The organism is Clostridium chrysemydis, from assembly GCF_015234215.1.
Taxonomy (GTDB): domain Bacteria; phylum Bacillota; class Clostridia; order Clostridiales; family Clostridiaceae; genus Clostridium; species Clostridium chrysemydis.
The window spans coordinates 1,442,015-1,456,374 of sequence record NZ_JADEKP010000001.1 but is presented as its reverse complement, the minus strand read 5'-3'; the positions used below and the strand labels follow the sequence as shown (position 1 = coordinate 1,456,374).

Sequence of the window (14,360 nt, the reverse complement as noted above, 5' to 3'; positions counted from 1 at the left end):
TTACAGATGAAAGAATTACAAGTAAATAAAGAGCTACCAGTTATTCAAATGAACTTTGAGGAGGTTAGACAATCGCTAGAAGAAACTATGGAAATGTATAAAAACATAGTTGTTACAGAAGAAGGTCTTAAGGATTGCAAAGCAACTCAAAAAAGATTAGCGGGGTTAAGAAATGATATTGAAGGTTACAGGAAATCAACTAAAAGAGAAATGGAAGCTCCTATAAAAGAGTTTGAAGGTAAATGCAAAGAACTTACAGGATTAATTTCAGAAGTAGAAGGTCCTATAAAAGAAGGAATTAAAGAATTTGATAATAAACGTAAGGAAGAAAAGAAGAAAAAAGCCGAAGAGATAATTAAAGCTGCTATAGTTTGTTTTCAATTAGAAGATGAATATGCAAAAAGAATAGAGCTAAAGGATAGTTATTTAAAACTTACTGGAAGTATAAAAAGCATTAAAGAAGATGTAGAAATGCAAGTTATGATGCTAAAGAAAGAACAGGAAGACAGAAAAACTAAAATCCAAATGTTAGAGGTAGCTGTAAAGAATGAAATTGAAAGAGCTAATGAAAAACTAAATACAAAGTTAGATTATTTAAAGTTTGAAAGGTACGTAGTTAATGATTATCCATTAGATAAGATTTTAAATGAAATAAATAAACAAGCAGATCTTATTTATAAAGCTGAAAATAAAGCAAGAGAAGAAATAAAAGAAGAGCCTAGAGTTGAGCTTAATCAAGAAAAGATTATTAAACCAGAAAAAAAAGAAGAACCTAAAGTAAGTGAAGATAAGTTATTTGTAGAGTTTAGAGTTGAACATAACTTTAAAATGATACAAGCCCTAAGCCAATATTTAAAGGCTAATGGATACGAATATGATGTTAAAGCTAAAGGAAAAGTTAAATAGGAAATAGGTGATTATATGGCAGAAGGTTGGATAAAGCTCTACAGAAATATACAGGAACATTGGATATGGCAAGATTCACAAAAGTTAAAATGGTGGCTAGACATCCTCCTTCTTGCTAATCATAAGGAGAATAAATTCTTATTAGGAAATGATTTAGTAAGCGTAGAAAGAGGAGAGCATCATACATCAGAACTGAAATTAGCCGCAAGATGGGGAGTTTCGAAAACAACTGTTAGAAAGTTTTTAGAGTTATTAAAATCAGAAAATATGATTGAGTTAAAAAAGTCTAAAAAGGGTACTACCTTGAAAGTATGTAATTACAACGATTATCAAGACTTTTCAGAAGGAGAAAAAACCATAAAAAAACCACGAAAAAACCATAGTGTAGACCATAAAGAAACCATAAAAGAACCATACACTATACTACAAAAGAACCATAAGGTATACACAAACAATAATGAAAAGAATGATATAAGAATGATAAAGAATGAGGAAGAACGAAAAGAAGGAGAAGAATGTAAAGAAGAAACACCACAACTTGAACCTCTTTTCTATCCTACTGAATCTTGCAAAGTAATTTATAAAGCAATAGGTGAAAGTGGTTATAGATCATTCTTTATGAATTCAGATATTGAAGAAGATAATGAAAAAATAGTTATTAAATCAAAAGATAATATCGAAAAATCAATAATGTATAGTTATATATCTAAATTTGATTGGCAGATAAATAAAAGAATTGAGGTAATTTGATGAAAGCAATAAAAGAAAGAATATTAAAAATAAAAACTAAGTTAGGAATATGCACTACAACTGGATGTTTTAGAAGAGCAGCCTATGATGTAGAAGCACCAGCATTGGGAATAAAAAGATGTATGTGTGAAAAACATTTAAATGAGTTTGAAAAGTTATTAAACGATTTGAGGAGTAATTAAATGAACCCAGAACAAATAATAGAAGATATGAAACAACAATTAGCAGCACTTACTAGAGGTAATGATATGTTAAAGACATTAAGCCTTAAGAAGAATAAAGCAGAACAAATTTATAGAATGGCTTTAGCTAGAAAAATGTTAGTTTTAAGAGCAGAAAAACATCCTGTAAGTATAGTACATGATTTAGCTAGGGGTGATGAAAAGATTGCACAACTAAGGTTAGATAGGGATGTAGCTGAGAGCAGTTACTTTACTTGTAAGAGTGAAATGGACAATCTTAGATTAAAGATAGAAGTTAACAGATCACTATTAAAGTGGAATGGAGTAGAGCTTAAAAATTTATAAAAGAAACTAAGGAGGATTATTAAATATGGGAAAATTTATAGCTGAAATGAGTTTAAATAGTGATATATGGCATGGAGATGAATTTGATACAAAAGAAAGAGCATTAAAAGAAGGCATGAAATTAGCAAAAGAGGAAGGAGTTACAAAGTTTAGAATTGGAGAAACTGAACCAGCTTTTAATTTTGGTATAGATGTTGATAGTGTAATAGAACGTATTAATGAAACTATGTATGAAGATATTGGAGAAGTTGCGGAGGATTATTTAGGTGATGTAACTGTAGAACATCTATTGGAACTAGAAGAAAAGTTAAATAAAGTATTCTTCCAGTGGCAAAAAGAACATGGATATGAACCAACTTTTTATAAAATCATAAATATAGAAGAAATAAATGTTTAGACAAGGGGGTTATCAAGGTGAAATGCAACTGTATAAAAGATTTAGAAAATAGATTATTAGAAAAAGTTAAAGGAAGCGATAAGTTTAAAAATTTAGAAGGTGTATCTATAAAATCAAAGAATATGGCTTTTATGATTAAAAAAGATGGAACAGTAACTACGGAACCATATATAGAGTTTGAAGCAAAAGCTCCATATAAGACAAAGAGCGGAAGCGAAAGAACAAAAAAGGAAGTTATAAATGTAACTTGTAATTATTGTCCATTTTGTGGTGAAAAACTTTAATTAACTAAATATGAGAGTAGATTTGAGTAGTGCTATACCTATCTATTCTCATATGATAATCAAATGATATTAGGAAGTGAGTATATGGAAGATTTACTTAAGAAGTATGGGAGTAAGGAATTAGCAAGAATAACATATAGAAAGCTCCAAGATAAGAGAAATAAAAGAAGAAGGGATATTAATAACTTTACAGCAGATAGAATGAGAGCATCTTATGTAAGGATGAATGATAGTAGAAGGAAATTAAAACAATGGTAATTATTAAAGGAAAAATAAAAGGTAAAGCAAGACCAAGGATATGCAGAGGACATGCTTTTACACCTAAAGATACAGTTTTATATGAACAGTTGGTAAGAAATTGCTATAAGGAACAGGATAATAGATTTATAGAAGGCTCTATAAGAGCGAAAATAGTAGCTTACTATAAAATACCCAAGTCGTATACAAAGAAACGTGTACAAGCAATTAGAGAAGGACTAGAACTACCGACAAAGAAACCAGATGCAGATAATATTGCAAAGATTATTTTAGATAGCCTTAATGGTGTTGCTTTTAAAGATGATGCACAAGTAATTAGTTTATCAATAGAAAAAGCTTATACAGAAGATGAAGAAAGGATTGAGTTAGAACTAGACGGAGTAATCTGATGAAACTAATTTTAGGGTGGATAGTATTTTTAGTTTTAGTAGTTGGATTAAGGTGGAGAGCTACTAAGAATAAGAAAGTAAAATAAGTTCGCAATGTAATGAAATTATTAACTGAATGTTCTTTGAAAAGTGAATAATACGGTATCTGAAGATATGCTATAATTGAATAACACTTATATGATTGGTAATTTTAACTAAAATATAAGTTGGAGGTTAAAGTTATTTTATTAGTTTATTATGGAGGTTGTATTTATGAAAAAGAGAATATACCATTACACTACTTTAGATTCATTAGAGTGCATATTGTCGAATAAAACAATTCGACTAAGTGTACTATCAGAAATGGATGATATATTAGAAGGATATAGTATGGATTTTGATGGAATATCTAAATATTATTATGTTAGTAGCTGGAGTTTTGATGGAGAAGAGAATATACCGTTGTGGTATATGTACACTAATGAGTTAAAAGGAGTACGTATAGAAGCGGATGAAGATTTTTTGAATATCAATACGGATAAAAGTGGAAAAGTTACTAATGTAACTAATGATGATACACTAGTATATCCTATTAATTCTGGGAAAAATAGTTCATTTCTAATTCCTGTTAAATATCAAAATTATATTGACCCTGCCATTACAAGTGAAAGAGGCTATATAGATATAGAGAAATTTAATGATATTGGCAGAATAAAACCTAAGGCATGGGAATTTCAAAATGAAGTGCGTTTCAGGTTATATGGAATAAATAAAAAAAATGTAGTTAAATTCGGAGATAATGATTTTGTGAAGTTTATTAATTCAATAATAAATGAAGCTATTAATGAGACAAAATATATTGATATAAAGTTTGATATAGAGAAGATTAATAATGCAAATTTTCTGCTTGGACCAGCAGCTGGAGAAGAGGATTTTGATAGGCTTAATTCTTTAATAAAAAAATATATAACTAAATTTGAAGGAGATATAGAGAAAAGTAATTTGCAAATAAGGTACAAGCAAAAATAATAAGCTGAGTATTCATGGTAATGATATCGAAGTGCAAATAATGTTTCTATATAGTATTCAGTATATTATAAGGGTTTGAACTTATCATAATGAAAATTAATAGAAATCGATAAATTCAGACTTAATTAATTATAATGTAAAAGATATAAATAGAATTGAACAATAAATATGATTTAAATACCGTATTATTCAGAGTAGAATATACGGTATTTTTTTATTTAAATCTAGTTCGTAATAGCAAAAAATTACAAAGAAAGAAAGTGAACAAAGTGAATAGGAAGATTGTAGAGTTTATTAAAGAGATACAAGGAGATTGTTTGTTGAGTAATGGAATTTGTATTGATAATAATGGCTGTAATAGGGCAGATGTTTGTATGAAGGTTTTTGGAAACAATTTTAGACCATACGAACATAGTGTTGAAGAGTTATATGAAAGAATTATTAAAGGTTAGATATTTGCAATAGGCAGAAAAGGTAAAGGATATGTTAGAAGGACAAATAAGTATTTTTGATAAACCTAAGGTTGAATTAAAAGATGATTGTAGTAAGTTACATCCTCTTTTGACTAAGGGAAGTATACACGAGCTTTATATGGAAAAAGAGAATAATTATATTATCTTTATTGATAATGTATTTTATGGACCACTAAAGAAAAGTGCAAGGAAGTGCTGAAAGTGAAATATGGACAAGTGAGTGCTTTTGATTTTGTTGAAGATGTAAAGAAGAATGAAGCACAAAAGGGTAAGTTTAAAAAGGTTAAGAAAATAATAAACACAGATTCGGATAATGAAAATCTTAATAATACTGTATTTGACTTTAATATGGTTACAGGAGAAGAAAAGCATATTAGAGTGCCATATAAACAAATGGTTGTGATTTTGGAAGCTTTAATTAACTTTAAGAAGGATATTGAAGATAACATTCCAGAGGATCAGTTAAATAAATTAAGATTTGAATATAAATTAGATGAAGTGAATTACTTAATACAAGTTATGGAAACTGGAGCAGAATATAACTTTCATAGAAAATTAGAAAAATGTAGGACTAAGAAACCTAAAAATGATGATGCAGGAATGGATGCTCTTAGTGCTGCAATAGAATTAAAACAATAGGAGGTATTTATGGATAAAGATTTATTTAAGAAAACAGAAGCTATTTTATATGACTATAATAATTTAGCTTTGAGAATAGAGCTGTTAAAAGCAGAGATTAAGGATATAGAGGAATCCTATAAAGGTTGTGGAGCTATTGGATATGAAGAAAGAACACAATCTACTAACAAATTTAGTTCTTCAGTAGAAAATGAAATATTAGAAAGAGAAAAGGAATTAAAGGTATTAAGAGATGATTTATCTAAAAAGATAACTTTAAAACGTAGAATTGATGGCGCAGTTCAAGGTTTAAATGATGAAGAAAGAAAGTTAGTTGAATTGAGATATATAAATAAAAGGTCATTAAGTTGGAATCAAATAGCATTTGTACTTAAGTATAGTCAAGAATATTGCAGAAAGGATTTAAGAAGCATATCAATTAAAAAGATTTCAGATACTGTTTTCTATAATCCATATATACAACAAACAATATTTTGAAATTTACAAATTAGAAATAAATTAAATCAAATAATTCTCGAAAATATAATGTAATAATATAGTTTAGGAGGATTAAAATGGATTATTTAGAACAACTAAAAAACTGGGCACCTATAGGTGCTATCTTTGCATTTCTATTTCTTTATTTCGATAAAGAGTATGTAGAGTATAAATCCGTTAAGAAAAAATATTTTGAGGGTGTATTAGCTTTGTATATTGAGAGATATAAGAAAAATGGAGATATTAAACCTGTAAGATTTATTAATGAACATTATACATATGAGGATTACTATATACCACCCTATGTTAGGTATTTGATTGATCATAATGATGATGTAAAACTACATAAGGTTTTAATAGAAGATTATAAATGTAACTTTCCATCTGAAAAAAATAGTGTTATGAATACAATGTTTAAACTATCTAGGTTTGCTGATATAATATATCTATTTTTATATCTATTAATTATATTTTTATGTTTAATACCGATGGTATACAGTGTAACAATTCTTATATTAAAAATTTTTGGTGCTAATGGGGGAGTTTCTATCTGGGCAATAGCAAAAGTATTTGGAGTTAGTATTATTGCATGGTTTATTTTAACAAAAACTCGATATTTTTTTAAGGACAAAATAGTAGAAGATGATGAATACTCAACAAATGAAAAGTGGATTATAAAGAACATAGATAGAAAAATAAGAAATTATGAGCATAATAAGAAAAAGGATTATTTAAAATAACTACCGCTTTTCTACCATAATACTACCAACATAGTACCGTTTATTTGTAGTATTCTATATATGAGGACAGGCTTAACATAAGTTTTCATAAATCTCAAAGTATCATACCCTTTTGTTCTATAAAAAGGTAGCATTAAGTTGCTACCATATGGAAAGTTACTCAAGTGGTTAAGAGGGCAGTTTGCTAAATTGTTAGTAGGTGTTAAAAGCATCTAGCAAGAGTTCAAATCTCTTACTTTCCACCACGTTCTCATTATTAACCTCGGTAGGGATTTTAAACATTCAGTAAAGAATCTAGTTTCGGCTAGATTCTTTTTGTATTATGTAAAACTTTACCTTATAATTAATTGTGAGGTGATTATAATGACAAATAAAAAAATAGAGCAAAATAAAGAAATAGAAAAGCAAGCTAAAGAGAAATGTTTTGTAATTATGCCTATAAGTGATAATAGTGATTATGAAACTGGACATTTTCAATTAGTATACGAAGATGTATTTAAACCTGCAATTGAAAAGGCTGGATTTGAAGCATATAGGGTTGATGAAAATAAATCAAGTAATGTAATACATTTAGAAATAATAAAGGCATTAATTGATGCACCGATGGCAATTTGTGATTTAAGTTCCAAAAATCCCAATGTTCTGTATGAACTAGGAATTAGACAAGCATTTGATAAGCCAGTAGTATTATTAGGAGATCATAATCCGGGAGAAATATTTGATGTTGGGAATATAAACACTTACAAATATGATAAAGGATTGTCGTACAGAAACGTTATTGAAGACCAAAAAAATATATCAGATAGAATTATAGAAACATATAAAAATCATAAAGAAGGTATTGATGCAAATTCACTAATAAAAATATTAAATATAAAATCAGCTGCAGATAATATGAATAATTCGGAGACATTAGATGAAAAGGGAATGTTAACTATGATGTATTCTGAATTAATATCATTAAAAGATAGTTTGAATAAACAAGAAAAAACAAAATATGAGAATGAACATGTAAAAAATAAGCTACTTAATGATTCAGAATTAAAAATAGAATTTCCTAAGAGTAGCTATGGAGCACAAGTAATTTACCCTAATGATGGATATAATGTAACGGTAGATTATGATAATAAAGAAACTGCAAAATCAGAATATATTAATTTTGCAAGTACTGGAATAAGAGATTATATAATTAAGTAAGTGAGGTGGTGATAGGTGGCAAGAGCACCAAATGAAAAAGTAAGTAAAGCTTATGAATTGTATAAGCAAGGTTATAAGTTAGTAGATATATCAAAAGAATTAAATATACCATCTAGCACAGTACGAAGATGGAAGAAAACATATAACTGGGATAGTGAACGTTCGGATAAAAATAATGAACGTTCGCTTAATCAGAATAATAAAAAAGTAAATAAGAAAGAGCCTATTGCAGAGGAAGTAAAAGAGGTATTAAAGAATACTGAACTTACGGATAAGCAAAGGCTCTTTTGCATTTATTATATAAAGAAGTTCAATGCTACTAAGGCATATCAAAAAGCTTATGGATGTAGTTATGAAACTGCAATGGTTAATGGATATAACTTACTAAGAAACACTAAGGTAAAAGCAGAGATAAAGAAGTTAAAGCAGCATAAACTTAATCAAGCATTATTAAGTGAAGAAGATATATTTCAGAAGTATATGGATATAGCTTTTAGTGATATAGGAGATTACTTATCTTTTAAGAAGCAGCGTAAAAATAAATGGACTGTAAATAGTGATGGTGAGGATATTCCAGTTATTAATCCAGACACAGGAGAGCAAGATTACTTTGAATATAATGTAGTAGAGCTTAATGATAGTAAAGAACTAGATACAAGCATATTACAAGAAGTATCAGAGGGTAAAGATGGAGTTAAGATTAAGCTACAGGATAAGATGAAAGCTCTTCAATGGTTATCGGACCATATGAATATAGCAACAGATAAACAAAAGGCAGAACTTGAAGTATTAAAGGCTAAAGTAAATAAAAAAGATATAGAACCAATAACTATTAATTTTGTAAAGGCGAGTGAAAGAAATGGCAACAGTTGATTTTGCAGTTAATGATAGGTTTTATGATTTTATAGATGATTGGGATTCTAAGTTTTATTTCTTAGTTGGAGGATATGGAAGCTCTAAGAGTTATCACGTAGCCATAAAGCTTATTAAGAAGCTATTAGAAGAGAAAAGAAAAGCATTAGTAGTAAGAGAAGTCTTTGACACTATAAGAGATTCTTGTTTTGATTTATTAGAAGAAGTTGCTATATGTATGGGTGTACACGATAGTATGAAATTTATATCTTCACCTATGCAAGTAAAGTTTCCTAATGGGAGTAAGATAATATTTAAAGGGATGGATAAGCCAGCTAAATTAAAGTCTATTAATGGTGTATCTATAATATGGATAGAAGAATGTTCAGAAGTTAAATATGCAGGATTTAAAGAACTATTAGGAAGATTAAGACATCCATTACTAAGTAATCATATAATTTTATCTACTAACCCAGTTTCAAAGGCTAATTGGTCTTATAAACATTTCTTTCAAGATAAAAGAGAACGCTTCTTTGTATTGAATGATGAAGAGCTATATGTAAAGAAAAATATAATAATCAAAAACACTTATTATCATCACTCAACAGTTGATGATAATTTTTTTGCGCCTAAAGATTACATAGAGCAGTTAGATGAACTTAAATTACATGATGCTGACTTATGGCGTATTGCACGTAAAGGAAGGTTTGGAGTCAATGGTAAGTTAGTATTCCCACAATTTGAAGTTATGCAGCATAACAAAGTAATGGATGAAATAAAGCATATAAAGAAACCACTATTAAAGAATGGGATGGACTTTGGATTTGTTACTTCATACAATGCATTAATTAGAATGGTAGTAGACCACGATAAAAAGATACTTTATATATATTGGGAGTATTACACAAGAGATAAAACAGACCCACAAATAGCAGAAGATATTAAAGAGTTTAAAGATACTAGAGAAGTAATCAAAGCAGATTGTGCAGAACCGAAAGCTATTAAATTCTATAAGCAAGAAGGATTTAGAATGAAACCCTGTAAGAAGTTTAAAGGTTCAAGAGCTCAATACACTAAGAAGGTTAAGAGATTCCATAAGATAATATGTGCTGATACTTGTATAAACACTATTGAGGAATTACAGGACTTAACTTATAAAGAGGATAAAGATGGAGAAATCATAGAAGATGAATTTAATATAGATCCTCATACATTAAGTGCAATATGGTACGGATTAGATGATTATGAAGTATCTAACTTAAAGGGTGGAGGATTAAAAGGATTCAAGAAATAGAAAGGAGGAGTTAAGATGTTTGGATTAGGTAAGCCAGTTCCAGCAGATGGACCTATGAATACTATTCAATGGTTAGGCGAAGAGATTAATGAGTTTATAGGTTCAAATAACAGAAGCTTAATGCTAACTGGTGAAATGTACTATGAAGTAGACAATGATATATTCCAAAGGAAGATAACAAGACCTACTGAAAAAGGTGGAGAAGAAGAGTTAAAGTATAAGGCTAATAATAAACTAGCACACGCCTTTTACAAGAACCTAGTAGATGAAAAAGTAAATTATCTTTTAGGCAAAGAATATACGCTTAAGAGTGATAATGAAGAATATATAAATAAACTTGATTGGACCTTAGGAGAGGACTTCTTAGATATACTTAATGAGCTTGGATATGAAGCTTCTAACAAGGGGTTAGGATGGCTACATATATTTGTCAATGAAGAAGGTAAACTTGATTATATGGTTATTCCTAGTGAACAGGTAATACCTATATGGAAGGATAGAAGGCATAAGAGTTTAGATAGACTAATAAGACTTTATGATGTTTTGGTATATGAAGGTACTGAAAAGAAAACAGTAACTAAAATAGAGTTATGGTATCCAGATAAAGTAGATTATTATGTCAAAGATGGGGAACAGATATTACTAGATTCAGAGAAGTATTTAAATATTGAGGGCAATATAGGACACTATTTAAAAGATGGGAATTATGCTGTTTGGAATAAGATACCCTTTATACCCTTCAAAAATAATAGGATAGAAAAAGGCGATATTAAGTTTATAAAGAGCTTAGTTGATAATTATGATTTAAGCAGATCAGATGTAGCTAACTTCATTGAAGAAGTTAAGAATCTTATATTTGTACTTAAAGGCTATGGGGGAGAAGATATAGGAGAGTTTATGGACAATATGAACTACTATAGGTCAATTCTTATTGATGATGTAGAAGAAGGTGGTGTAGATGTCCTTAACCCTACTATGGATGTAGAAGCTATGAAAGTACACTTTGAACAATTAAAAAGAGATATTAATGAGTGTGGCCAAGGAGTAAATAAAGACCTTGATAAGTTTGGTAGTTCACCAAGTGGTATAGCTCTTAAATTCTTATATAGTGGAATTGATTTAAAATGTAACTCTTTAGAAGTTTTATTTAAGAAAGCTTTTAAGGAGTTATTGTATTTTATAAACATATATTTAAGTGAGAGTAGTCAGGGCTCATATAAAGATGTACCAGTAGAACTCATATTTAATAAGAATATTAAGATTAATGAAACTGAAACTATTAGTAATTGTGTTAATAGTAAAGGAGTAATTAGTAATAAAACTATAATGTCTAATCATCCTTGGGTTAAAGATCCAGTAGCAGAGCAGGAACAACTTGATAAAGAAAAAGAAGAGTTTGGAATAAACTTTGATAAGATACCATTACCTAATAAAAAAGTAGGTGAAGGTGATGAAGAATAGTGAGTACTGGGAAAAGAGAGTAGCAGAACCTACTTGGAATTTATACAATTCACTAGAAGAAAAGAACAGATCATTATTAGAAATGTATGAAGAAGCTAGTAATGATATATCAGAAGAGTTATACAAGCTTACAGAGAAGATACAATCATCTACACCTACATTAAGTGATATGCATAAGTATAATAGGCTCACAAACCTACAGAACAATATGAATTCTATTATTAAAGAGCTTGGTTCAAGTGTAGAGAACTTTGGTAAAAAGAATATGTATGAAGGTTTCAGTAAGAACTATAAGGCTACTATGGAAGCATTAGGACAAATAGATTTTTCAATGCCTAATACAAAACTTATGGAAGAAATGCTTAATATACCTTGGTTAGGTAGTAACTATTCAGAAAGACTTTGGAAGAATACTAAAGTTTTAGCTATGAATATGAATGAGATACTTACAACAGGATTGCAGCAAGGTAAGACAGTAACAGAAATGGTTATTCAACTTAACAATAGAATGAATAAAGGGTTTAATGAAACTCATAGATTAGTAAGAACAGAAACAATGCACTATCTGAACGAGAGTAGTTTTAAAGCTTATGAAGATGCAGGATGTAAGGAAGTTCAGTTATGGGCTGCATCAGATGAAAGGACTTGCCCTAGATGTGGAGTTAAGCACGGTAATATTTATAAAATGAATGATAGACCTAGTTTGCCACTTCATGCTAATTGTAGGTGTACTTACTTACCAGTAGTAGATAATGTAGATGCATTAAAAGACCATGATACAGCTAAAGAAGATATTAATAATGAGTTCAATAGAAGAAGTAATGAAGGATATAAGTTTAATGATGATGGAACTATAAAAATAACCGAGGACCATAAAGGAGAACACTTTAGTATTCCTAGACAACATAAACCATATTCAGTAATAGAAACTGATTCTATTAAAAAAGGAATTAGGCAAATAGATAGAACTTATTATAACAAAGATGGTATGATGGCAAAACAAGTTCATTCTGGACCACACGGAGCACCTAAGTTACATCCATATGGAAAGAACGGAGAACATTGCCATAAATATAGTTGGGATAAAGAAGGAAAATGTAAGAGAATTACCAAAGAATTAAGCAGTAAAGATAGAAAGTTAAATAAGGATATATTATAATAAAGGTAAGGAAGTGATTTTATGACAAGAGAAGAATTAAAAGATTTTGTTGAAATAAATGATACGTCTTTTTTCTATAATGGAAGAGAATATTATATATTCTTATTGAATGATGGATTTAATGTTGGGTGTTATGATGATGATAAATCAGAGTTATTTAAAGAATATGATGATATGCTTAAAGAATGGAAAATAGAAGGTAAATCATTAGGAACAATAGTAGATAAAATTGAATTAAATTATTAAGAGCATCTACATAATTAATAAGTGGATGTTTTTTATTTGAAAGAATAATTATATATGGTAAAATTATACTGAAGAGGTGATTTTATGAGAACAAAATTAATTGAAAAACCAAGTTCAAGAAGTCCAAAAGATATTGATATCGATAATATGTGTTCAGATGTTGAAGTGTTAGAGTATGAATGCCCTTGTGGAAAAGGAAAAATTGTAGAAGAACATGATTATACACCAGGTTTTAGAGAGCATGATGTAAATATATTATGTAATAGTTGTAGTAAAAAATACACTTTAGATTTAAAAAAAGGTGTTCGCAATTGGGAATTGATAGAGAAGTGACTATTAAATAAAAACTCCTGACTGTATAATACCAGCATATTATCCAAGTGAAAATTAGCTGAAAATAAATTAGAAAGTTGGAATATTATATGGGAAAACAAATATTTGGATTTAGTGTAGAAGATTCAGTTGGATATATAGAAGCAACTTGTATAATAGAAAGAAAACCTAATGTTTTAGATGAATTTGTAACACCATACGAAGGTTTTGAAGTATTAATTGATGTTGATGAAGAGACAGAAGAAAATATATATGCTGTTGCAGTTAATGGAGCTGATAAACTATTAAAAGTAATTGATAAAGAAGATTGCTTGCCTGATGTAGGGCTTTTGGATTATGAAAATAATGATTTAAAGTTAAATTTGAAAGATGTTACACTAAGACAATTATATAAAGAAGTTTTAATTAAAGTTTTAAGATAAAAGCACTTACTTAAATTATAGTAAGTGCTTTTATTATACCTAAATTTGAGGAGGAATAATTATGTTAGCTAAATGTGATAAATGAAATTTCGAATTTGAGCCAAATCAAAAAATAGAAAAAGTTAAGGGTGATATAAGAAGAGTTTACTTTATTTGTCCTAATTGTGGGAAGAAGTATATAGCCTATTACTTAAGTAGTAGAATTGAAAAGATGCAAGAGAGAACGACAAAGTTATTTAACAGGTGGAGAGAAACTGACGGAACTGCTTCAAAGAATAAAGAAAGATACGATAGAGCTATAAGGTCACAACAGGAAACAAAAGCAGAAATGCAAAGATTAAGAAAAAAATTTGAGGAGGAATAAAATATGAATAAAAAGAAGGTAATTGTTAAATTAGAAGAAGAGAAATTTGTTGAAGAAGTACTTAATTCTATAAAAGTAAAAGGAATGACTATAACAAATACAAAGGAAGCTATGCAAAAAGTGTATAATTTTATGGAGGATAATGCTAATTTGAAAATGGACTACCTAGAAAACTAGGTAGCTT

At 28.9% G+C, this 14,360-nt stretch carries 24 protein-coding genes and 1 tRNA gene; all 25 read left to right on the top strand.

Going from position 1 to position 14,360, the window contains the following annotated elements:
• Positions 1 to 6 precede the first annotated feature (6 nt).
• The 25 genes from INR60_RS07380 (at position 7) to INR60_RS07265 (ending at position 14,353) form a co-directional block, all read left to right on the top strand.
• Positions 7 to 906 carry a DUF1351 domain-containing protein gene (locus INR60_RS07380; RefSeq protein ID WP_194190828.1) on the top strand — a complete coding sequence of 300 codons (900 nt, stop codon included), beginning with the start codon at positions 7 to 9 and terminating at the stop codon, positions 904 to 906.
• A gap of 15 nt (positions 907 to 921) precedes the next feature.
• Positions 922 to 1,656, top strand: a complete 735-nt coding sequence (locus INR60_RS17310) for a hypothetical protein (RefSeq protein WP_238480400.1) — start codon at positions 922 to 924, stop codon at positions 1,654 to 1,656.
• The gene (locus INR60_RS07370; protein WP_194190827.1) at positions 1,656 to 1,838 is read left to right on the top strand and encodes a hypothetical protein; all 183 of its coding nucleotides are present in this window, start codon (positions 1,656 to 1,658) and stop codon (positions 1,836 to 1,838) included. Before INR60_RS17310 ends, INR60_RS07370 begins: the two co-directional genes overlap by 1 nt.
• The gene (locus INR60_RS07365) at positions 1,839 to 2,183 is read left to right on the top strand and encodes a carbonic anhydrase (RefSeq protein WP_194190826.1); all 345 of its coding nucleotides are present in this window, start codon (positions 1,839 to 1,841) and stop codon (positions 2,181 to 2,183) included. It begins immediately after the preceding gene.
• Positions 2,184 to 2,208: 25 nt separating this feature from the next.
• Entirely contained in the window at positions 2,209 to 2,580 is a 372-nt protein-coding gene (locus tag INR60_RS07360; RefSeq protein WP_194190825.1) for a hypothetical protein, read from the top strand.
• Between the two features lie 17 nt (positions 2,581 to 2,597).
• Complete coding sequence (locus INR60_RS07355) at positions 2,598 to 2,864, top strand: hypothetical protein (protein WP_194190824.1); 267 nt, start codon at positions 2,598 to 2,600, stop codon at positions 2,862 to 2,864.
• Positions 2,865 to 2,948: 84 nt separating this feature from the next.
• Positions 2,949 to 3,122, top strand: a complete 174-nt coding sequence (locus INR60_RS07350) for a hypothetical protein (RefSeq protein ID WP_194190823.1) — start codon at positions 2,949 to 2,951, stop codon at positions 3,120 to 3,122.
• Entirely contained in the window at positions 3,116 to 3,511 is a 396-nt protein-coding gene (locus INR60_RS07345) for a RusA family crossover junction endodeoxyribonuclease (RefSeq protein WP_194190822.1), read from the top strand. The genes INR60_RS07350 and INR60_RS07345 overlap by 7 nt, the downstream gene beginning before the upstream one ends.
• Positions 3,512 to 3,763: 252 nt before the next feature.
• Positions 3,764 to 4,519, top strand: coding sequence for a DUF2971 domain-containing protein (locus tag INR60_RS07340; protein WP_194190821.1), 756 nt, complete (start codon positions 3,764 to 3,766; stop codon positions 4,517 to 4,519).
• A 320-nt stretch (positions 4,520 to 4,839) separates the two neighbouring features.
• Positions 4,840 to 4,971 carry a hypothetical protein gene (locus tag INR60_RS17525; protein ID WP_274380433.1) on the top strand — a complete coding sequence of 44 codons (132 nt, stop codon included), beginning with the start codon at positions 4,840 to 4,842 and terminating at the stop codon, positions 4,969 to 4,971.
• A gap of 31 nt (positions 4,972 to 5,002) precedes the next feature.
• On the top strand, positions 5,003 to 5,191 hold the full coding sequence (locus tag INR60_RS07335; RefSeq protein WP_194190820.1) for a hypothetical protein: 189 nt from the start codon (positions 5,003 to 5,005) through the stop codon (positions 5,189 to 5,191).
• A 2-nt stretch (positions 5,192 to 5,193) separates the two neighbouring features.
• A complete protein-coding gene (locus INR60_RS07330) occupies positions 5,194 to 5,631 on the top strand; it encodes a hypothetical protein (RefSeq protein WP_194190819.1) in 438 nt (145 codons plus the stop codon).
• Positions 5,632 to 5,640: 9 nt separating this feature from the next.
• Positions 5,641 to 6,108, top strand: a complete 468-nt coding sequence (locus tag INR60_RS07325) for a DUF722 domain-containing protein (RefSeq protein ID WP_194190818.1) — start codon at positions 5,641 to 5,643, stop codon at positions 6,106 to 6,108.
• Positions 6,109 to 6,185: 77 nt separating this feature from the next.
• Positions 6,186 to 6,848: a hypothetical protein gene (locus INR60_RS07320; protein WP_194190817.1), complete on the top strand. Its 663-nt coding sequence runs from the start codon at positions 6,186 to 6,188 to the stop codon at positions 6,846 to 6,848.
• A gap of 150 nt (positions 6,849 to 6,998) precedes the next feature.
• Positions 6,999 to 7,093: transfer RNA gene (locus INR60_RS07315), tRNA-Ser, on the top strand.
• A 118-nt stretch (positions 7,094 to 7,211) separates the two neighbouring features.
• Positions 7,212 to 8,045, top strand: coding sequence for a hypothetical protein (locus INR60_RS07310; RefSeq protein ID WP_194190816.1), 834 nt, complete (start codon positions 7,212 to 7,214; stop codon positions 8,043 to 8,045).
• Positions 8,046 to 8,060: 15 nt separating this feature from the next.
• The gene (locus INR60_RS07305) at positions 8,061 to 8,918 is read left to right on the top strand and encodes a terminase small subunit (protein ID WP_194190815.1); all 858 of its coding nucleotides are present in this window, start codon (positions 8,061 to 8,063) and stop codon (positions 8,916 to 8,918) included.
• Positions 8,905 to 10,191: a PBSX family phage terminase large subunit gene (locus INR60_RS07300; protein ID WP_194190814.1), complete on the top strand. Its 1,287-nt coding sequence runs from the start codon at positions 8,905 to 8,907 to the stop codon at positions 10,189 to 10,191. Before INR60_RS07305 ends, INR60_RS07300 begins: the two co-directional genes overlap by 14 nt.
• 15 nt (positions 10,192 to 10,206) lie before the next feature.
• Entirely contained in the window at positions 10,207 to 11,652 is a 1,446-nt protein-coding gene (locus INR60_RS07295; protein ID WP_194190813.1) for a phage portal protein, read from the top strand.
• The gene (locus tag INR60_RS07290) at positions 11,642 to 12,811 is read left to right on the top strand and encodes a minor capsid protein (RefSeq protein WP_194190812.1); all 1,170 of its coding nucleotides are present in this window, start codon (positions 11,642 to 11,644) and stop codon (positions 12,809 to 12,811) included. Before INR60_RS07295 ends, INR60_RS07290 begins: the two co-directional genes overlap by 11 nt.
• Before the next feature lie 21 nt (positions 12,812 to 12,832).
• On the top strand, positions 12,833 to 13,057 hold the full coding sequence (locus INR60_RS07285; protein ID WP_194190811.1) for a hypothetical protein: 225 nt from the start codon (positions 12,833 to 12,835) through the stop codon (positions 13,055 to 13,057).
• An 84-nt stretch (positions 13,058 to 13,141) separates the two neighbouring features.
• Entirely contained in the window at positions 13,142 to 13,390 is a 249-nt protein-coding gene (locus tag INR60_RS07280) for a hypothetical protein (RefSeq protein WP_194190988.1), read from the top strand.
• An 89-nt stretch (positions 13,391 to 13,479) separates the two neighbouring features.
• Positions 13,480 to 13,812 carry a hypothetical protein gene (locus INR60_RS07275; protein ID WP_194190810.1) on the top strand — a complete coding sequence of 111 codons (333 nt, stop codon included), beginning with the start codon at positions 13,480 to 13,482 and terminating at the stop codon, positions 13,810 to 13,812.
• Between the two features lie 211 nt (positions 13,813 to 14,023).
• A complete protein-coding gene (locus tag INR60_RS07270; protein WP_194190809.1) occupies positions 14,024 to 14,176 on the top strand; it encodes a hypothetical protein in 153 nt (50 codons plus the stop codon).
• Between the two features lie 3 nt (positions 14,177 to 14,179).
• Positions 14,180 to 14,353, top strand: coding sequence for a hypothetical protein (locus tag INR60_RS07265; protein ID WP_194190808.1), 174 nt, complete (start codon positions 14,180 to 14,182; stop codon positions 14,351 to 14,353).
• Positions 14,354 to 14,360: the final 7 nt, after the last annotated feature.